The organism is Vibrio sp. Isolate32 (assembly GCF_022397955.1).
Taxonomy (GTDB): domain Bacteria; phylum Pseudomonadota; class Gammaproteobacteria; order Enterobacterales; family Vibrionaceae; genus Vibrio.
Genome location: NZ_JAKEUQ010000033.1, coordinates 16,369 through 35,725, shown reverse-complemented (window position 1 = coordinate 35,725; position 19,357 = coordinate 16,369). Strand labels below are relative to the sequence as shown.

The 19,357-nt window shown below is 44.2% G+C and carries 14 protein-coding genes, 4 tRNA genes and 1 pseudogene; 12 read left to right on the top strand and 7 right to left on the bottom strand.

The features are described from left to right. Positions 1-624, top strand: a pseudogene (locus tag L1D11_RS19480) (transposase); the annotation flags it as partial. A gap of 181 nt (positions 625-805) precedes the next feature. On the opposite strand, the gene L1D11_RS19475 reads toward L1D11_RS19480, so the two are convergent. The 3 genes from L1D11_RS19475 to yeiP form a co-directional block, all read right to left on the bottom strand. Continuing rightward, the gene (locus tag L1D11_RS19475) at positions 806-1,288 is read right to left on the bottom strand and encodes an RNA methyltransferase (protein WP_239833796.1); all 483 of its coding nucleotides are present in this window, start codon (positions 1,286-1,288) and stop codon (positions 806-808) included. 147 nt (positions 1,289-1,435) lie between these two features. Continuing rightward, positions 1,436-1,765, bottom strand: a complete 330-nt coding sequence (locus tag L1D11_RS19470; protein ID WP_004741258.1) for an HI1450 family dsDNA-mimic protein — start codon at positions 1,763-1,765, stop codon at positions 1,436-1,438. A gap of 10 nt (positions 1,766-1,775) precedes the next feature. Next, on the bottom strand, positions 1,776-2,345 hold the full coding sequence (yeiP, locus tag L1D11_RS19465) for an elongation factor P-like protein YeiP (protein ID WP_017055115.1): 570 nt from the start codon (positions 2,343-2,345) through the stop codon (positions 1,776-1,778). Positions 2,346-2,482: 137 nt separating this feature from the next. Here yeiP and L1D11_RS19460 point away from each other — a divergent pair, with 137 nt between their 5' ends. After that, positions 2,483-3,250, top strand: a complete 768-nt coding sequence (locus L1D11_RS19460) for a nucleotidyltransferase domain-containing protein (protein WP_239833797.1) — start codon at positions 2,483-2,485, stop codon at positions 3,248-3,250. Positions 3,251-3,335: 85 nt separating this feature from the next. Here L1D11_RS19460 and L1D11_RS19455 read toward each other — a convergent pair whose 3' ends face one another. Next, positions 3,336-5,699: a DNA polymerase II gene (locus L1D11_RS19455; RefSeq protein WP_239833798.1), complete on the bottom strand. Its 2,364-nt coding sequence runs from the start codon at positions 5,697-5,699 to the stop codon at positions 3,336-3,338. Between the two features lie 426 nt (positions 5,700-6,125). On the opposite strand from L1D11_RS19455, the gene uvrY reads away from it, so the two are divergent. The 10 genes from uvrY (at position 6,126) to nspC (ending at position 16,337) form a co-directional block, all read left to right on the top strand. Beyond that, positions 6,126-6,770, top strand: coding sequence for a UvrY/SirA/GacA family response regulator transcription factor (uvrY, locus tag L1D11_RS19450; RefSeq protein ID WP_239833799.1), 645 nt, complete (start codon positions 6,126-6,128; stop codon positions 6,768-6,770). A 15-nt stretch (positions 6,771-6,785) separates the two neighbouring features. Further along, positions 6,786-8,618 (top strand): excinuclease ABC subunit UvrC, encoded by a 1,833-nt coding sequence (uvrC, locus tag L1D11_RS19445; RefSeq protein WP_345772753.1) that lies wholly within the window; start codon positions 6,786-6,788, stop codon positions 8,616-8,618. 46 nt (positions 8,619-8,664) lie between these two features. Next, entirely contained in the window at positions 8,665-9,222 is a 558-nt protein-coding gene (gene pgsA, locus L1D11_RS19440) for a CDP-diacylglycerol--glycerol-3-phosphate 3-phosphatidyltransferase (protein ID WP_004741263.1), read from the top strand. 266 nt (positions 9,223-9,488) lie between these two features. Beyond that, positions 9,489-9,562: transfer RNA gene (locus tag L1D11_RS19435), tRNA-Cys, on the top strand. A 34-nt stretch (positions 9,563-9,596) separates the two neighbouring features. Next, a tRNA-Gly gene (locus tag L1D11_RS19430) sits at positions 9,597-9,672 on the top strand. 78 nt (positions 9,673-9,750) lie between these two features. Beyond that, positions 9,751-9,837: transfer RNA gene (locus L1D11_RS19425), tRNA-Leu, on the top strand. Between the two features lie 36 nt (positions 9,838-9,873). After that, a tRNA-Gly gene (locus L1D11_RS19420) sits at positions 9,874-9,949 on the top strand. An 872-nt stretch (positions 9,950-10,821) separates the two neighbouring features. Next, a complete protein-coding gene (locus L1D11_RS19415; RefSeq protein ID WP_239833801.1) occupies positions 10,822-13,773 on the top strand; it encodes a pyridoxal phosphate-dependent class III aminotransferase in 2,952 nt (983 codons plus the stop codon). An 8-nt stretch (positions 13,774-13,781) separates the two neighbouring features. Continuing rightward, positions 13,782-15,032, top strand: coding sequence for a carboxynorspermidine synthase (locus L1D11_RS19410; protein WP_239833802.1), 1,251 nt, complete (start codon positions 13,782-13,784; stop codon positions 15,030-15,032). Positions 15,033-15,203: 171 nt separating this feature from the next. Further along, positions 15,204-16,337 (top strand): carboxynorspermidine decarboxylase, encoded by a 1,134-nt coding sequence (gene nspC, locus L1D11_RS19405; RefSeq protein WP_239833803.1) that lies wholly within the window; start codon positions 15,204-15,206, stop codon positions 16,335-16,337. 77 nt (positions 16,338-16,414) lie between these two features. Here nspC and L1D11_RS19400 read toward each other — a convergent pair whose 3' ends face one another. From L1D11_RS19400 to L1D11_RS19390, 3 genes are all read right to left on the bottom strand, one after another. Beyond that, positions 16,415-16,954: a DUF1566 domain-containing protein gene (locus L1D11_RS19400; RefSeq protein WP_239833804.1), complete on the bottom strand. Its 540-nt coding sequence runs from the start codon at positions 16,952-16,954 to the stop codon at positions 16,415-16,417. After that, positions 16,954-18,582 carry a DUF1566 domain-containing protein gene (locus tag L1D11_RS19395; protein WP_239833805.1) on the bottom strand — a complete coding sequence of 543 codons (1,629 nt, stop codon included), beginning with the start codon at positions 18,580-18,582 and terminating at the stop codon, positions 16,954-16,956. Before L1D11_RS19395 ends, L1D11_RS19400 begins: the two co-directional genes overlap by 1 nt. A 183-nt stretch (positions 18,583-18,765) precedes the next feature. Beyond that, positions 18,766-19,278: an ACT domain-containing protein gene (locus L1D11_RS19390; protein ID WP_239834607.1), complete on the bottom strand. Its 513-nt coding sequence runs from the start codon at positions 19,276-19,278 to the stop codon at positions 18,766-18,768. Positions 19,279-19,357: the final 79 nt, after the last annotated feature.

The following is a 19,357-nucleotide window of genomic DNA, read 5'->3' as shown; positions in this document are numbered from 1 at the left end:
GTAAAATATGAAATTATCGAGCAGCTCGATGATGATGGGCGAGATCTGATTGTGGAGATGAACGTCTCTCCCCAGGCTAGAAAACAAGACGCGAGCCTCCCAAAAACGTGGAAAGCTAGGCTAGCTCTATATCCCGATGACGTTGAACAACAACCCAATCATATACAAGGGCTGCTGACTTCTCTAACAGATAGAAAATACAGTTTAAAATCATTATTAGATGTGTACTTCGAAAGGTGGGAAATTGAGAATAGCTATGGCGAGATTAAGCATGACATGCTTGAAGATTAAATCCTGCTCCGCAGTCAATCTGTAGAGGGTGTAGAGCAAGAGATATGGGGTATCCTTATCGCGTATAACTTAATCCGTCTGGAGATTAGCCGAATAGCAAAAGAGGCTGAAGTCTCGCCACTTAGGATAAGCTTTACGATGGCACTTCGAGATATTCAAGATGAGCTAATGTGGTGTGCTATTGCCTCCCCAGGCTCGGTTCCCAAAAAGCTGCGAGCGATGAGAGAGCGAGTGAAACGTTATATTTTGCCCGAAAAACAAAAACGGCCCAAAGCTAGGACCGTTCGTTTTAGTAAGACTCGCTACACTGTGCGATCTAAACACCTTAAATGATAGGTGTTGGCTCATTGAGCAGGTTTTTTTACGTCTGAAGAAATAGAAGATGAGGGATGCGAGTAATCGAGTATCGAAAATATGCTGCCACAAACGACAGTATGCGTGCTCTTCGCATCTCTTGTCTCGTTTACGCGCATCTATAATCTGTTCGTATCTCGTATCTCGTATCTCGTATCTTCTACTTATGATTCGAAAAATTGTCACCCTTCGCCAAGCGGTCGTAAAGCACAACGTTCACAGATGCTGCGAGGTTCATGCAGCCATTGGTTGGTACGTAAATCGTGTCGCGGCAGAAATCAGTGATCTCTTTCCTTAGTGTTCCATCTTCAGGACCAAAAATATAAAACGCGCGTGGTGGGTGTTTGTAATCCGGTAGAGGCTTCGCACCTTCAATCAGATCAACGGCTACAGGGACGCAGCCTACAGGAATAATGTCTTTCAGCTCTTCAACGCCAATCAGTGGCAGTTCTAAGTGCTTCTCTTTGGTGTCGGTATGAAATTTTCGCGCATGATCGTAGCGTGTGCCCGTATAGAACACAGAGTTAGCGCCGTAGCAGCCAGCCGCTCGCATTACAGAGCCTACGTTTTCAGGCGTCTTTGGATTAACTAGGCCAATGCAGGCATAGCCTTTGGATTGTGTATCTGTTTTTGCTTTGGTCATATCAGTGAATATAAAGTTGATAATGAAAGAGAGTTCTCATGCAGGGAAGTAGCGTGATAAAAATAGCCGAGCAAGTGGCTCGGCTAGATTTTTAACTCGTTTACATGAGTGCTTGTTTACTCATGAAGTTGAGCGTTAGCAGTCGTATTAGTCGCGCTTCCACAGCATGTGACAGAACTTATGCTCTGGGTCACGGCTGATTAGCATGCGAGCAAATACGTCGTCTAGAACGTCATCAGCTTCATTCACAAGACCAATGCGCACTTCTGCGTAGATTTCTTTGTCGACTTCAAAGCCAACATGTTCAACCCAATCATCACCTGTTTCAACAAGCTCTGCAGCGCCACGGTCTTCAAACTGAGCCGTGAATAGAATCACATCTGCAGGTTCAAGGTTGTCGGGTGCCATCTCTAGGAAAATGTCGTATGCAGTATCAATCGCGTCGTCATAAGACATTAGGTCGTTAGCTTCGGTCATAATAAGTATCTTAGCTTGCGCGGTTCATGTATTTACGTTCAGCAGTGTTTACTACTACTTTGTCGCCAGTCGCGATGTATTCAGGTACTTGGATAGTAAGACCTGTAGAAAGACGAGCAGGCTTAGTACGAGCAGACGCTGATGCACCTTTGATTGAAGGGTCAGTCTCCTCGATAACTAGCTCAACAGATGTTGGAAGCTCAAGCGTTGCAGCGTTGCCATCGATAAGGATCGCGTACATGCCTTGAGTTTCTTCGTTGATGAACAGTAGTTCGTCTTCGATTGTTTCACCGTTGAAGATGAATTGTGTGTAATCTTCGTTGTCCATGAAGATGTACTCGTTGCCATCAACGTAAGAGAACATTACTGCACGCTTGGTTACGTCGATAGTTTCAACGATTTCGTCAGCCTTGTGGCGAACTTCAGTTTTAACGCCAGTTGCTACATCGTTACCACGGAAGCGGTAAATTTTTTGGCCGCCGCGGCCGCCTGGTGTTGTTACTTCGATATCTTTAACGATCACTGTTTTGCTTTCTACTGTGATAGCAAAACCTTTTTTAATTTCACTTGCTCTAGGCATTTTGTGTTTGTCCTTAGTGGGTCTATCCGCTGATTATATCTCGGAGATGCTATAAATAGGAATAGCTTGAATCATAAAGTCACCTAGGCGATCATAGAGTTACTGTTAAATCATGATTTTATTTACCGAAACGACCTATGCCGCTACCCGTTATTGACCCAACACAGCCATTTCAACCTGAATTTCAACCTGTGGTTAACGATCTGATTACCTTTCTAAAAGGTGGGTTAGGATCTAATCTACACAGTGTCTATATTTATGGCAGTGTCGCTCGCAAGCAAGCCGTCGTCGGTCGCTCAAATCTTGATGTGGTTGTGGTGACCCACCGCCTGTTTCCTGATCAGCGAACCACGCTGTTAAATACCATTAAATGGCGTTTCCAAAAGAGTTTTCCTCAAGTCACTCAAGTGGCAATAAAAACCACATTGGTGAGTGAAGTTGTCGACTTCGATAACATCTTCACATGGGGCTTCATGCTCAAGCATTTGGCCGTGTGTGTGCATGGTGAGGATTTATCGGATTGCTATGGTGATTTCGAGACGAGCTGGGAAATTGCTAAGCACTGGAATATGGATGCTGAAAACTGGTTAGCGGTGTATCGCAACAAGATTGCCCGAGCAACAACGCCAGAACAACAAGTGGCCGCGCAAGTGATCATTGCCAAGAAGCTGCTAAGAGCAAGTTATTCTTTGGTGATGTATCGCGATAAGTATTGGTTTGATGATCCTGTCGAATGTGGCCAACAGTTCTTGAAGTATCACCCAGATAGAGAAGTTGAAATCCAAAGGTTGGGCATCTTACTTTCTGGAAGAGCGATTCCGAAACGTTCGGTTATCGGCATTCTGGATGGTTTTGGAGAGTGGCTAGTTAAGCAGTACCAGAAAACAGAGTTTCGAATCGGATAGAGTTTCATAATCTATCAATATAAAAAAGCAGAGCGAATTGAACATTCCTCTGCTTTTTTGTTTTGATGAAACTTCGACAAGAATCTTAAAATAGACCTAATTGCTGCCCGCTGACTCTCTCAAAATCTAAACCGATGAAGGGTAAAATAGCCTCTGCGACGGGTTTAATCTGTTTGTCGATGTAATGCTGATAATCAATGCCACTCTTTAAATATTCTTTAGGCTCAGGGCCGCTCAGTGTAATCAAATACTCAATACGTCCTTTGTTTTGATATTGAAGAGGACGCCCTAACTGAGCATTTATTTCATCGGCCATTCTTGCAGCCCTGACTTGTGGCGGAATGTTCTTTTGGTACTCATGTAGCTTACGACGCAGACGCTTCTGGTAAACCAATAAATCGTCATGTTTACCTGCTGAAGTCTCATCAACAAACTGCCTGACGTAGTCGGTCGGATCTTGGTCGTGAAATACCATTTCATACAAGGTTTGTTGGAACTGTTGCGCCAGTGGTGTCCAGTCTGTTCGTGCACTTTCAAGCCCTTTGAAAATGATCTTCTCTTGGTCACCATGATTGATTAAACCGGCGTAGCGCTTCTTAGAACCGGTTTCCGATCCACGAATGGTTGGCATCAGGAATTTGCGATAGTGAGTTTCGTATTCTAGTTCAAGAATTGAGGTCAGGTTATAGGTCCCTTTCAGGTGCTCGGTCCACCAGTTGTTAATATAAGCCACCAGTTGAAGCCCGATTTCATCGGCTTGCTCTTGGTCATAACTGCCGTTGAGGGAGACGAAGGTCGAATCGGTATCCCCATAAATCACTTGGTAGCCCTTGTCTTCGATCAGAACCTTAGTTTGCTTCATGATCTCATGACCACGCATCGTGATTGATGACGCCAATCGTGTATCAAAGAAACGGCAGCCAGATGAACCTAACACGCCATAGAAAGAGTTCATGATGATCTTAATGGCTTGAGAGAAGGCTTTTTCGTTGTTCTTCTTTGCAACGTCACGGGCAGCCCAAAGGTTTTCGATCATCTCTGGCAAGAAGTGTTTGGTGCGGTGAAATTGCCCACCGCGAAAGCCATCAACGGCTTGGTTTTCTGCCGGGCCGATTTCCAATTTTAACCCTTCGATTAGCCCCATAGGATCAATCAAAAATGAACGAATGATGGACGGGTACAGGCTCTTGAAGTCGAGAACTAATACCGAGTCATAAAGGTTAGGAATGGAATCCATCACATAGCCACCAGGGCTCGCAATCCAGTTCTCAGGCTCTAGATTAGGGGCAACATAGCCCGCTCTGTGAATCTGAGGTAAATATAAATTGGTAAAGGCTGCCACAGAGCCGCCAACACGGTCTAGCTCAACACCGGTCAAGCGAGAGCGCTCAATAACAAAATCGAGTAGGTGGGTGTGTTCGAAGATTCGGTTTACCAACACACAGTCTTGCAGGTTGTACTTAGCCAGAGAGGGCTTATCGAACTTGAACATTCGATTAATCTCATCCATGCGGTCATGAACATTATGGATATCTTTACCTTCTCCGAGCAGTTCGCGAGAGACCGACTCAAGCGACCAGGAGCGAAAGTGGTAAGTGGCTGTTTTCAGCATATCGATACCATCCAAAACGACACGCCCAGGAATGGTTATGAAGCCTTGTTGGCTTTGTGCAGAACTACGGAAGAAGCTAGGTTGATTATCTCGACCAATATTGAGCTTCATCTCATTCCATTCCGCCCGCTTGTGTAAGAGCCTAAAGTCGAAGTCGATAACGCTCCAGCCAATGATGATGTCTGGGTCAAATTCTGAGAACCACGCAATCATCGCTTCAAGCAGTGCTTTTTCGTTAGCAACCCATTGGATATTGGTTTCAGCTTGTTGTGGCTCGCCAATCATAATCACTCGACTGTCTATTGGGCTGTCTAAGCCAATGGAGTAGAGCACGCCTTTTTCTGAACATTCAATATCTAGAGAAACTATAGATAGCGTTGGCAAGTAATTGCCCGCTCTGCACTTGGCATTGGAGACTCGACGGTGCCGATTTTTTTGCACAGCCGTTCCAGTAAACTCAATGCTTCCCTTGATAAAACGTTCCATTAAGTATCGATCCGCAAGGCGAATATCGCTCTCAAAAGTCTGGATTTCTTCGTTGTTGAAGGCTTGTGCTAATCCAAAGCTGTTTCTCGATAATGTTGTATAACAAGCCGCGAGAGGGGTTTGTTCGAAAGTTGCGAGCTCAAGAGGTTTAAACTGGCAGTCAATGGACTCTTTGGCTGCAATAGCCTCGCAAGCGGGTACATCAGATTGAGCAATAAAAAACACTGGCTTTTCGTTTTGAATAGTCAGAAGAGTAGGGCCTTCAGGTGTGCTTAACCACAAGTCGATCTGTGTACGGCCTGAAAAATCTCTCGCCTGTCTTGTAAGTACAAAACCTTGCTGAATATCCAATGTAATAACCTATTGATATGGGGGAGTGAATACTACCATCTAGCGCCAGATTACGCACAATAGGCTGCAAAGATAGTCATTAAATACTCGTTAATAGCAGTAAATAACGGGACTCTGTAAGCAAAAAAGTGAAATTGTCGAGAATGGCCAATTAATGGTATTGAAAATCTCTTTATCTTATGTAATTTTATTGGGTGTTGTTTTAACTAGTTGATTTTTAGTGAAAGCTTGTGTTTTTAGCGTACCTTTTTATAAATAAGTACTTGCTAAAGTTAGTGTTTCAGCACATATTCAACAGAGCTTTTCTTTATTAATTAAGTTAAGATGTACTCAATGCTGCGATCCACTGTTCCTTTGTCCGATTGTTTCAAACAGATGAAACGACACAGTGGTTGCAGAGCCAATTAATAGTGTGGAGATACAAGTTTGATAAATGTTTTCCTTGTAGATGATCACGAGCTGGTTCGCACAGGGATACGACGTATTATTGAAGACGTCCGTGGAATGAACGTAGCAGGGGAAGCTGAAAGCGGTGAAGATGCTGCAAAATGGTGTCGTACTAACAATACTGACGTTATTTTGATGGATATGAATATGCCAGGTATTGGTGGCTTAGAAGCAACCAAGAAGATTTTGCGTTTCAACCCTGATGTTAAAATCATCGTTTTAACTGTTCATACGGAAAATCCGTTTCCAACTAAAGTGATGCAAGCTGGAGCTGCTGGTTACCTTACTAAAGGGGCAGGTCCGGATGAAATGGTCAATGCAATTCGAGTGGTCAACAGTGGCCAAAGATACATTTCACCAGAAATTGCGCAGCAGATGGCTTTGAGCCAATTCTCACCTGCGTCTGAAAATCCATTCGCAGACTTATCTGAACGTGAACTTCAAATCATGATGATGATTACCAAAGGTCAGAAAGTGACGGATATTTCAGAACAACTCAATCTAAGTCCTAAGACAGTCAATAGTTACCGCTACCGTTTGTTCAGCAAACTGGATATCAGTGGCGATGTAGAGCTAACGCACTTAGCGATTAGACATGGAATCTTAGATACTGAGACCCTTTAACACTGAGATCGTATAGTGAGCAACTTGTTTGACTCAGTCTCATTCCTCAAGACAGTAACCGAGCAGCCCGGCGTTTATAGAATGTATAACGCTGAGGCTGTCGTTATTTACGTCGGTAAAGCGAAGAACCTCAAAAAACGCCTTTCTAGTTATTTCCGTAAAAAAGTCGACAGTGAAAAAACACGCGCTTTAGTCAGCAACATTGACAAGATCGATGTCACTGTAACGCACACGGAAACCGAAGCTCTGATTCTAGAGCACAACTACATCAAGCAGTATCTGCCAAAATACAACGTGCTCCTGCGTGATGATAAGTCGTACCCTTATATTTTTATTAGTGGTCACAAGCATCCTCGTTTATCGATGCATCGTGGAGCTAAAAAGAAAAAAGGTGAATACTTTGGTCCTTACCCTGACTCCGGCGCCGTGCGTGAGACGCTACACCTAATCCAAAAGATTTTCCCTGCTCGCCATTGTGAAGACACGGTTTATGCCAACAGAACCCGTCCTTGCTTGATGTATCAGATTGGCCGTTGTGCTGCGCCATGTGTCAGCTCAATCATTTCTGACGAAGAGTACAGCGAACTGGTCGACTATGTTCGTTTGTTCCTGCAAGGAAAAGATAAGTTAGTGCTTGAAACGCTTATCGAGAAGATGGATACAGCAAGCCGTGAGCTGCGCTTTGAGCAAGCCGCAACTTTCCGTGACCAGATCCAAGCTATTCGAAGAGTGCAAGAGCAGCAATATGTATCTGACGATTCCATGGAAGATATGGATGTGCTTGGCTTTGCACAAGAAAATGGCGTGGCGTGTATTCATATCTTGATGATTCGCCAAGGTAAAGTCTTGGGCAGTAGAAGTCATTTCCCGAAGATTCCGAACAATACTGTACGTGAAGAGGTTTTCTCTAGCTTCTTAAGTCAGTATTACTTAGCACACAATGAAGCGAGAACCATTCCAACTCGTTTGATTTTGAACGCTGATTTGATGGAAGACGTCACTCCTATTCAAGAAGCCTTATGTGAAGTGGCGGGTCGTAAGATCCATTTCAATACTAACCCTTCTGGCGTTCGTGGCCGCTATCTTAAGCTGTCGAATACCAATGCGTTAACGGCGATTACCACCAAGATTAATCACAAGATGACGATTAATCAGCGTTTCAAAGAGCTTCAAGAAGTGCTGTCGATGGATGCGATTAAGCGCATGGAATGTTTCGATATCAGTCATACCATGGGTGAAAGTACGATTGCATCTTGTGTGGTGTTCAACCAAGAAGGCCCTGTTAAGCCCGAGTATCGTCGTTACAACATCACAGGCATTACCGGTGGTGATGACTATGCAGCAATGGCTCAGGCGCTTGAGAGACGTTATTCAAAGCAGCTTGATGTTGATAAGATCCCTGACATTATCTTTATCGATGGCGGTAAAGGTCAACTCAACCGCGCTCATGAGGTTATCTCTCAATATTGGGGAGATTGGCCGTTCAGACCGAGAATGATGGGTATTGCCAAAGGCGTGACGCGTAAACCTGGTTTAGAAACTCTCATTACCCTTGAAGGGGAAGAGTTTAATTTGCCAAGTGATGCACCAGCATTGCACCTTATTCAGCATATTCGTGATGAGAGCCATAATCATGCGATTGCAGGACATAGAGCGAAGCGTGGTAAAACGCGCCGAACCAGCGCCTTGGAAGGAATTGAAGGAATAGGACCAAAGCGTCGCCAAGCTTTGCTGAAATACATGGGCGGCTTACAAGAACTCAAGCGTGCAACTGTTGAAGAAATAGCCAAAGTGCCGGGCATTAGTCATTCTTTGGCGGAAAACATTTATCAAGCATTGAAACAATAGTAAAAATCCCGCACCATTAAAGCGCAATTAATAAGAGCCCAATAATATGCGTTTGAATATACCTAACATTTTGTCCTTACTGAGACTATTTTTGATCCCAGTATTCGTTGTTGTTTTTTACCTACCTTACCAATGGGCTCCTTTTGCTGCTGCGATGGTTTTTTGGGTAGCGGGTTTTACTGACTGGTTAGATGGCATGCTTGCTCGTAAGCTAGGGCAAACGTCTCGTTTTGGTGCCTTTATTGACCCAGTCGCAGACAAAGTACTGGTTGCGACGGCTCTTATTTTGATTACCGAGCATTACCACTCAATTTGGGTCACTATCCCAGCTGTCACCATGATAGCTCGCGAGATCATCATCTCTGCACTTCGTGAGTGGATGGCTGAAATCGGTAAACGTGCAAGCGTTGCGGTTTCTTGGGTCGGTAAAGTTAAGACGGTTTCTCAGATGTTCGCGTTATGGGTGCTTATCTGGCGCTATGATGATTGGATGATTTGGGTAGGCTATATCGCGCTCTACGTTGCAACGATTCTAACTTATTGGTCGATGGCACAATACTTAATGGCTGCCAAAGACGATTTGTTAGACGAAAAACACCATTGATGAAGAAGCGAGCTAAGGCTCGCTTTTTTGATCTTTAATCTTAGGTCAAATAATCAATACTGGATATCTAATGTGATATAGATCTCTTTTGAATAGCCGATACACGGTGTTTTTTGCACGTAAAGTCAGCTATTTAGCCTGTTTAGTATGAAATCTATTCAAACGAATTAAAAATACAAAAATATTATTGACTCATCCGCTCGAATCCGTAGAATGCATCCCGTACCCAAGAGGATGGCAGTGAGCGATTCGATTGGATTTACTAAGGCGCCTTGGCAGAGTGGCTATGCAGCGGATTGCAAATCCGTGGACCTCGGTTCGACTCCGGGAGGCGCCTCCATTATCTCTCTACGTTAAGAGAGGAATAATGAAATGCGACACTAGCTCAGCTGGTAGAGCGCAACCTTGCCAAGGTTGAGGTCACGAGTTCGAACCTCGTGTGTCGCTCCAAATTTTGTATGTTGATTGGCGTTAACATAAGATGGTGTTTTACTTTTCAGTAATCGGCATCGCAATAAAGAATTGCGTGCCCTGGTGGTGGAATTGGTAGACACAAGGGATTTAAAATCCCTCGGCGTTCGCGCTGTGCCGGTTCAAGTCCGGCCCGGGGCACCATCTATTAAAGTCTACATCTTAACGGATGTAGCAAATGCGATACTAGCTCAGTTGGTAGAGCGCAACCTTGCCAAGGTTGAGGTCATCGGTTCGAACCCGATGTATCGCTCCAAATTAAAAAGCCCGAACAGAAATGTTCGGGCTTTTTGTTTTCTGTTGTTTTGCTTTTATGTGTAAGTACTCTTCTTGTTCGAACCCGCACTCAAAATTCATTTTTATTTTTATCTCAAAATTTCGCAGTCAAGTTCGCTAGATAAGTTAGTTTTTAAAAGCGAGATTCCCTATGAACTCGTTCTTCGTACTAGGGAGTGACGAAAGGATGCTATGGTCTCAAAGCCTCACTAGCAAAGTTTGTATACCTACGTCGTCATCCTCGGGCGTGAGGAACGAGCGAACCGGGGATCTCTTTTAAAGACTCAGTCGGTGATAATTGCAGCAATTCCTCAATCATTGTTCCTATTTCTTAATCCATTATTAAAAACTATTGATAGTTGATTTCACTTCATGTTATTTTTCGGACAATCTCGGAATGGTGGATGCTCAAAAAGAGCCGTGATTGCTTCTGGGGGATACGCGTAGTGACCATTCTTGCTGATTGGGACATTACGTAGGGTAGGTATCGGCTAATCCTTTAGTTGATAGACGGGATACTTATGGCGCAGTTCGCCATGTTAATGGGAAACCCAACATTGAATACACTAATAACAACATTGCTAATCAGCTCTGCATTTCCAAAAGGACCAGTTCTTCATAGCTGTCCGATACTGCAAAAATGTCCAATTCTTCAAAACAGTAGCATTACTGAACCTTGAGCTCGCGCTAACTAATTTTTTTCTGTCCTAAGACGGCCTAATTTCGTATTCGTCATTTGACTTATGCGAGCGTACAGCTATATCTCATTTCTAGACAATACGCGTGTTTCACTATGAATTCTCTCTAAATCAATAGAGGAGCGGTGTGCAATTGCGTCTGATGGAGGTGAGTATGAACACATTCAAGGGGATTTTTATGACTACCGCCTTTGAAGTCGATATTAATAATATCGCAAATTCATTTTCAACTATGGTTCCTATCGTTGAGGGAACTTACGACCTAACACCTGACGCTATTTTGCTTGAGCAAGAACAGCATGAATCGGATGTTCGTTCATACCCAAGACGCCTACCGATTGCTATTAAACGAGCATGTGGTGTTTTAGTTGAAGATACTCGTGGCCAACTCTTTCTCGATTGCTTGGCCGGTGCAGGTACACTTTCTCTGGGTTACAACCACCCAGAGATTAACCAAGCACTTAAAGACCAACTCGATTCAGGTTTGCCATACCAGACTCTTGATATTACGACTCAAGCAAAAGAGACGTTTATCAAGCGAGTTAAAGCTTTTCTCCCTCAAGATTTTTCAACGAACTCGGTTCTTCAATTCTGTGGCCCGTCTGGCGCTGACGCTGTGGAAGCCGCGATCAAGCTCGCCAAGCAAACTACAGGTCGCAACACCATGTTTGCTTTTCGTGGTGCTTACCACGGCATGACTAACGGCACCATGGGCATGATGGGTAACCTTGGCACCAAAGAACGTCGTAGCGGCTTAATGTCTGACGTACATTTCATGCCTTTCCCATACAACCTTCGTTGCCCGTTTGGCATTGGTGGTGAAGCGGGGGCTAACGCGAGCATTCGTTACATCGAGCGTATGTTGAATGACGACGAATCTGGCATCATGAAACCTGCCGCGATGATCGTTGAGCCTGTACAAGGTGAGGGCGGCGTGATTCCAGCTCCGGCATCTTGGCTACAAGGCTTACGTCGCATCTGTGATGAGCATGGCATCCTACTGATTTTTGATGAAATACAGTGTGGTGTGGGTAAAACCGGCCATCGCTTTGCGTTTGAAGAATCAGGCGTTAACCCTGATATTTTATGCTTGTCGAAGGCGATTGGTGGCGGGCTGCCAATGTCGTTGCTTATATTCGATAAGAGCATCGACACTTGGAAAGCGGGTGAACACACCGGCACATTCCGTGGAAATCAGTTAGCTATGGTATCTGGTGCTAAGGCGTTGGAAATCATCGAACGTGATGGTTTGGTTGATCACGCGAATATCGCAGGCCAATATTTACGTCATGGGCTTGAGATGATTCAATCGCGTGTGAACTGTATTGCTGAAGTCCGAGGTAAAGGCTTAATGCTTGGCGCTGAGATCAAGCAACCAAATGGTGAGCTAAACAAGTTTGGCGAACCACAATCAGACGGCGCTCTAACCCTAGCGATTCAACGAGCTGCATTAGAGCGCGGCTTGATGGTCGAAAAGGGCGGCCGTGATGGTTCAGTTATTCGCTTCCTTCCACCAATGATTATCTCTTTCGAGCAAATCGACTTTGCATTGAGAGTGATGGAAGAAGCCATCATTGCTGCGGGTGGTGGTTTACAACAAGACCAAACACAAAGCGAAGAAGCAAATCAGGAGTGGAACAAGTATTTCATCCAGACGGGTTTAGGCGGTAGTGATGAATTTGCTAACGTGATGAACCAAACCACTCAAGCGATGAAATCCGTTTTTGAACAGGTTGAAACCCCTTATTCGGGTTTAGACCCAAAAGTGCTAGAAGCAGCCATCAATGCTGTCGATCTCGATAATAACCAACACGCTTTGGTTGATGTTGTAGATAGCACGGCTGACTTAGTCGCAGCGAACTCTATCTTTGTGCAGCACCCAGACTGTATTGCACACCTTCACACGCCTCCTCTTATGGCTTCTGTTGCTGCGGAATCGATTATCGCGGCGTTGAATCAATCGATGGATTCATGGGACCAAGCATCTGCTGCGACTTATGTTGAGCAGCGTGTGGTGGATTGGATGTGTGACAAATACCAACTTGGCGCACAAGCTGACGGTGTTTTCACCAGCGGCGGCACGCAAAGTAACCTAATGGGTTTATTGCTTGCGAGAGATTGGGTTGCCGATAAGCACAATGGCCATTCTATCCAAAAGCTTGGCTTGCCAGAATACGCGAGCAAGCTGCGTATCTTATGTTCAAAGAAATCTCACTTCACGGTTCAAAAGTCGGCCTCTTTAATGGGTTTAGGCGAAGCTGCAGTGTGTTGTGTTGACACCAATGCAAACGGCACTATCAAGCCGGACTTGCTAGACGCAGAAGTGAAAGCACTTAAAGCTCAAGGGTTGATTCCTTTTGCTGTTGTCGGTACCGCGGGTACAACCGATCACGGTGCTATTGATGACCTGGAAGCGATAGCTGACATCGCCAACCAACAAGATCTTTGGTTCCATGTCGACAGTGCTTACGGTGGCGCGCTTATCTTAAGTAGCCATAAAGCTCGCCTGAAAGGCATCGAAAAAGCGGACTCAGTGAGCGTTGATTTCCACAAGTTGTTCTTCCAAACAATCAGCTGTGGTGCTGTGCTTCTCAAAGACAAAGCGAACTTTAAGTACCTACTGCATCATGCAGACTACTTGAATCGTGAGCACGATGAGCTGCCAAATCTAGTCGATAAGTCTATCGCTACCACCAAGCGTTTTGATGCACTGAAAGTCTTCATGACTATGCAAAGCGTTGGGCCAAAGCAACTGGGTGATATGTACGATCACCTTCTAGAGCAGACGCTTGAGGTTGCCGAACTGATTCAGAAGCATGACGATTTTGAGCTGCTTGCTGAGCCGTCTCTTTCGACTGTGCTGTTCCGTTCGGTGCCTAGTAATGGGCAATCAGCAAACGGTGTTCTTGATTTAGACAAATTGAATCAGACGTTAAGACTGGAGGCGCTGACTCGTGGCGTTGCCGTGCTTGGCGAAACGGTCGTTGATGGTAAAAGTGCGCTGAAATTCACTATCTTGAATCCGTGCTTAACGACATCAGATTTCAAATCTCTAATTAACAAAATTCAAACTTTAGCTATTGAGCTAGCAGAACAACAAGGGTAATTAAAACTATGGCTATTCTACAAATTGGTGCAGGCGGCGTCGGTTGGGTTGTTGCACATAAAGCAGCACAAAATAACGAAGTACTGGGTGATATCACGATCGCTTCTCGCACAATCGCGAAGTGTGAAAAAATCATCGAATCTATCAAGGGTAAAAACAACCTTAAAGATTCAACTAAGAAACTAGAAGCACGTTCAGTAGACGCTGACGATGTTGATGCGCTTGTTGCTTTGATTCAAGAAGTTAAGCCAGATCTAGTTATCAACGCTGGTCCTCCTTGGGTAAACATGGCGATCATGGAAGCGTGTTACCAATCTAAAGTATCTTACCTAGATACATCGGTAGCGGTTGACCTATGTTCTGAAGGTCAACAAGTACCACAAGCTTACGATTGGCAGTGGGGCTACCGTGAGAAGTTCGCTGAAGCGGGCATCACAGGTATTCTTGGCGCGGGTTTCGATCCAGGTGTGGTATCAATCTTTGCAGCGTACGCGGTTAAGCACTTGTTCGATGAGATCGACACGATCGACGTAATGGATGTAAACGCAGGTGACCACGGTAAGAAGTTTGCAACAAACTTTGACCCAGAAACCAACATGCTCGAGATTCAAGGTGACTCGTTCTACTGGGAAAATGAAGAGTGGAAACAAGTACCTTGTCACTCTCGTATGCTTGAGTTTGATTTTCCTAACTGTGGTACTCACAAAGTGTACTCAATGGCGCACGATGAAGTTCGTTCAATGAAAGAGTTCATCCCAGCTAAGCGTATCGAATTCTGGATGGGCTTTGGTGATAAGTACCTAAACTACTTCAACTGTATGCGTGATATCGGTCTTCTGAGCCCAGATCCACTAACACTACATGACGGCACTGTGGTTCAACCTCTGCATGTTCTTAAAGCACTATTGCCAGACCCAACGTCTTTGGCTCCGGGTTACACAGGTCTAACGTGTATTGGCACTTGGGTTCAAGGTAAGAAAGATGGCAAAGAGCGCAGCGTGTTCATCTACAATAACGCAGACCACGAAGTGGCTTACGAAGACGTAGAGCACCAAGCGATCTCTTACACAACAGGTGTTCCAGCAATTACTGCTGCACTTCAGTTCTTCCGTGGTGAATGGGCTGATAAAGGCGTGTTCAACATGGAACAACTAAACCCAGACCCGTTCCTAGCAACCATGCCAGAAATCGGTCTAGACTGGCACGTTCAAGAGCTAGAGCCCGGGCAAGGTCTACCTCTAATCCATACTTTGAAGTAATTTTGGCTCTTTGCCCTCGTTGCGTTGTCCTAGCGACAAGGTCAAAGTTCTGGGAATTCAATTCAAAGTCATATGAATGACGAGAACGTATAACTACAAGCCGATGCTGTTGCGTCGGCTTTGTTCGATTATCATGTGCCTTCATGAACTCGAGGGCCGCAAGGTATTAACATGCAAAACAACGAACTAAAAACGCCTTATTTCATGATCAACGAAGACAAGTTGATTGCGAATCTAGAGAAAGCGAAGCAGCTGAAAGATATTTCAGGTGTGAAGTTAGTACTGGCACTTAAGTGCTTCTCTACATGGGGTGTGTTTGACATCATCAAGCCTTATCTGGATGGCACGACGAGCTCTGGGCCATACGAAGTCAAGCTTGGTTACGAAACGTTTGGTGGTGAGACGCACGCATACAGTGTGGGTTACAGCGAAGATGACGTGAAAGAAGTGGCTGACATCTGTGACAAGATGATCTTCAACTCACAAAGCCAACTGGCCGCTTACCGTCATATCGTTGAAGGTAAAGCTTCACTTGGTTTACGTCTAAACCCTGGTGTGAGCTACGCAGGGCAAGATCTAGCAAATCCAGCGCGTCAGTTTTCTCGTTTGGGTGTTCAAGCGGATTATATCAAGCCTGAGGTTTTTGAAGATATTGACGGTGTTATGTTCCACATGAACTGTGAGAATAAAGAGGTTGATGCCTTCATCGGTCTGCTTGATTCAATCTCAGAGCAGTTTGGTGAGCACCTAGATAAGTTAGATTGGGTGAGCATGGGCGGTGGTGTGTTCTTCACATGGCCGGGCTATGATATCGAGAAGCTTGGTCTTGCGCTAAAAGCCTTCTCTGAAAAGCACGGCGTGCAAATGTACCTCGAGCCGGGTGAAGCTATCATCACTAAAACAACAGACTTGGTTGTGACAGTGGTGGATATTGTTGAGAACGTGAAGAAAACGGCAATTGTCGATTCTGCGACTGAGGCACACCGCCTTGATACGCTTATCTATAATGAACCAGCATCGGTATTAGAAGCGTCCGAAAGTGGTAGTTATGACTATGTGATTGGCTCATGTTCATGCTTGGCGGGCGATCAGTTTTGTGAAGCGAGCTTTGATGAGCCACTACAGATTGGTCAAAAACTTCATTTGTTGGACAGCGCAGGCTACACCATGGTGAAACTGAACTGGTTCAATGGCCTTAAAATGCCCTCAATCTGCTGCGAGCGCAGCAATGGCGACGTTCAAAAACTGAATGAGTTTGGCTATGAAGACTTCAAACGTTCATTGTCACAATGGTCAGTTAAGTAACGGACTTTATTGTTCAGAAAAATAAAAAGAGCAGCGGATGAGCTGCTCTTTTTGATTATTTGTACCGTAAAAACTAATTAAAATGTTTTCACTAATCGAACAAGAGGATGTGGAATATCATCTGGGTCGGTAATGACTTCCAAAGCTTCTTCAAAATCAATAATTAAACCATCATAGTCACTGTTGATTTTATGAGCGTCAGGAGTATTGGTCCAATATGGTTCGTTGGTTGTTGTCGGGAAGTGTGTCAGGTTGATTGCTGGCCTAGTACAGCTATAGTCAACGATTGAACTTAACTCTTTGATATTAGGCAACCTAAAACCAACCTGACCTGCGATGGTGGTCAGATTCGAATCTTCAGTTGCGATGAGCGCATCCTGCCAATTTTGATATTTAATCGCGGTACCATCACATGTGTCATTAGATTGATTGTAGGTTTCGCCTAGGTTGCATTTTGACCAAAGTAAATTAGTCGTTACATCGAGTAATGTCCCATCTTTACGGTCAATAAATTGCCCGTCTTGGTGAGAGGACGTTTGAGTTTGCACGCAGGTTTGCGCGATGGTATTTGCACTTAACAGAGAGGCAATTACACCTAAGCATAGTTTTAGTTTCATTACTCAATACCTCCACTTACAGCCACAATTCCTGTCGAGCCTGCGATATTTTTATTACAAAGCTCAAGCTCTCCATTTTGAGAGTCGATACATCTAGCACTACCATCTTGTTTAACAGAGCTAGAGTGTGTGAAGAGTCGGCCTCCAAGATTAGGAAAGAAATCATTGGCTCCTGCTGGTGCAGTGCCGACATTGAAGTTGATAAATGAACGAGCTTCAACAGGTGAAGGTAAGCGCCAATCTGTAATACCACAAATAGAGCGACTGTTTAGGCTACTAATATAACTACTTGTATTACAGTAGTTACTTCCTGAACCATCATTAATGTACGCACATTGAGAAGAGATCGGGCCGGCGCTGTACAATAGATCATTGGGTGCTCCGGCATAGCCACCATTGGTTGTATTATCAGAGTCGTGCCAAGTATATGTGTACGAAGCGCTTCGCCATGAGCTTGATTGACTCCCCCACGGGTAAGGGTTGGCGTCAGGATCGTTTTTGTGGTTCTTCACCCAAGTGTCGATATCTGACTGGCTAGGCAGTGCTATCGGATCTTGCTTTGCTTCAATATATAATCCGGTATGTTCATCTTTAACACAGCGCCAATCAGTAGCGCTAGGTATTAGAGGGTATCCGTGAGCATCTAGCTTGGTGTAGCGGAAGCCATATTCCCCATCCGAATGTTCACTTCCATTTGTGACATCTAATCCAAAATCGGCATCTTGATTTGGATGTGATGCTGGAGGAGTGACGCTGTCGTAGTCAGTTCCATCAAAATAAGTGACATACCCAGTATCATTGAAATTTTTCTGCCCGGGAATATAGAACGCAAGAGTGTTTTTACTCGAATCGATAGTCGCGTTACCAACGGAAGCTATCGTGTAGATTACCGATTCGCCACCTTCATCGAAGCTATCATCACGAGCAGAAAAAGTGATATTTGTTGATAGGGTTTCTGCTGGTAATTTAAGAGTTAACCCTGATATATCAACAGTAAAGTCCTCAGGCGCGGCAATACCTGTTTGAGTTAGGGTAAGGGTTACATCTTGAGATGTGTAATGACTCAAAACAGCTTGTTGAATAATACTGTCACCTTCTACAACGGTACTTAAGTCGTTACTAAAACTAACCGTTGGCTGTGTATCGCTATCATCAATGGTTACTACAGTTCGTTCGTTTGAAAGTGTGTAATTTGTATGGTTGTCAGCACTAATAGAGTAGTGAAGTGTTTTACTACCCTCATACAGATTATTGTGTACAAGGTTTAGTGGTAGAGCTGCGCTGGTTGCACCTGCCGGAATTCTAACGTTTTGACTAGAGATAGCATCGTAGTTTTTGAAGGTACCATCAGAGCGAGTTGTTACATCGCTGGTCGAGATTGTTAAGGTCAGATCTTCAGCTAAGGCTTCGGAAAGAGAAACAGTAATTGATTGTGTACTAGAGCCAGATGATGGTTCTGAAAATGAAATCGAATTAGGTATACTGATTTCAACTACTGATGGTGTAGAACCTGGATCGGTTGTATTTTCATCATTATTTTCATGACCACTTTTGCATCCGCTAAACAGTGTCGCAAGAAGGACTACTGAGATGGCACTAAATTGCCAAATCGACCTTTTTCTTTCCATGTGTGAACCTAAGCTACTAAATTATAAAAGATAATCTATGGTAACAAAAATATGATACGAATGCTTGGTTTCATATATTTTGCTTATGTATTTTTTAGGTTTTATACATTTTTTTTGTAAGCTATGTAAGAAAGATGGGGAGTGTCCTCCCAACGATAGGGTATCGTTAGGAGGTTAGTTCAATTAGCTCTCAAACATCACTCGAGTATCTTCACTGAGAGTTTCTAGTTCATTGATAACGTCATCAATTTGAACTTCGATTGGTAGCTTAACGGCGATTTTTGAAGTGAATAAGCTTGAACTAACACCACCACCTCCAGCGATAAAGACTCGGTGGCAATCCATATCGAGAATGCTGATCCCTTGTCTATCTAATACATGTGTCACTTCATTGACGATACCTGCTCGGTCGTTAGAATCGAGTCTTAGGTGATGGATTGTGTCTTGGACATTGTGCGTATGATCTGAATCGACAAACTGCACGATGAGATCCGGATTGGCGCTGAAAGCCTTTTTAACAATTGATTCGTTGATGGCTGGAAGTTGAACCTTGAGTACGCCTGCGACTTGGTCTTCAATAAAGTTCACTTTACTGATGAGCCATTTCCCGTCGTTTTCGTGAGTCACCGCAGCAAGTTGTTTGATTGTTGCTGGTGATGCTTTTCCGATAAAGTTTACGATAAATGTACTGTTCATATTAGCCCCCAAAGTTTCAATGATTCGTTGCTAATTAAATGTCTGATATCACGCGATAAAGTTCTTTAATTCCAGTGTA

Excerpts from the sequence above, each read along its gene's own strand:
- L1D11_RS19400 (WP_239833804.1), bottom strand. The coding sequence starts at position 16,954 with ATGAAACTAAAACTATGCTTAGGTGTAATTGCCTCTCTGTTAAGTGCA.
- L1D11_RS19390 (WP_239834607.1), bottom strand. The coding sequence starts at position 19,278 with ATGAACAGTACATTTATCGTAAACTTTATCGGAAAAGCATCACCAGCA.
- yeiP (WP_017055115.1), bottom strand. The coding sequence starts at position 2,345 with ATGCCTAGAGCAAGTGAAATTAAAAAAGGTTTTGCTATCACAGTAGAA.
- L1D11_RS19470 (WP_004741258.1), bottom strand. The coding sequence starts at position 1,765 with ATGACCGAAGCTAACGACCTAATGTCTTATGACGACGCGATTGATACT.
- L1D11_RS19410 (WP_239833802.1), top strand. The coding sequence starts at position 13,782 with ATGGCTATTCTACAAATTGGTGCAGGCGGCGTCGGTTGGGTTGTTGCA.
- L1D11_RS19415 (WP_239833801.1), top strand. The coding sequence starts at position 10,822 with ATGAACACATTCAAGGGGATTTTTATGACTACCGCCTTTGAAGTCGAT.
- L1D11_RS19460 (WP_239833797.1), top strand. The coding sequence starts at position 2,483 with ATGCCGCTACCCGTTATTGACCCAACACAGCCATTTCAACCTGAATTT.
- L1D11_RS19395 (WP_239833805.1), bottom strand. The coding sequence starts at position 18,582 with ATGGAAAGAAAAAGGTCGATTTGGCAATTTAGTGCCATCTCAGTAGTC.
- L1D11_RS19475 (WP_239833796.1), bottom strand. The coding sequence starts at position 1,288 with ATGACCAAAGCAAAAACAGATACACAATCCAAAGGCTATGCCTGCATT.
- pgsA (WP_004741263.1), top strand. The coding sequence starts at position 8,665 with ATGCGTTTGAATATACCTAACATTTTGTCCTTACTGAGACTATTTTTG.
- nspC (WP_239833803.1), top strand. The coding sequence starts at position 15,204 with ATGCAAAACAACGAACTAAAAACGCCTTATTTCATGATCAACGAAGAC.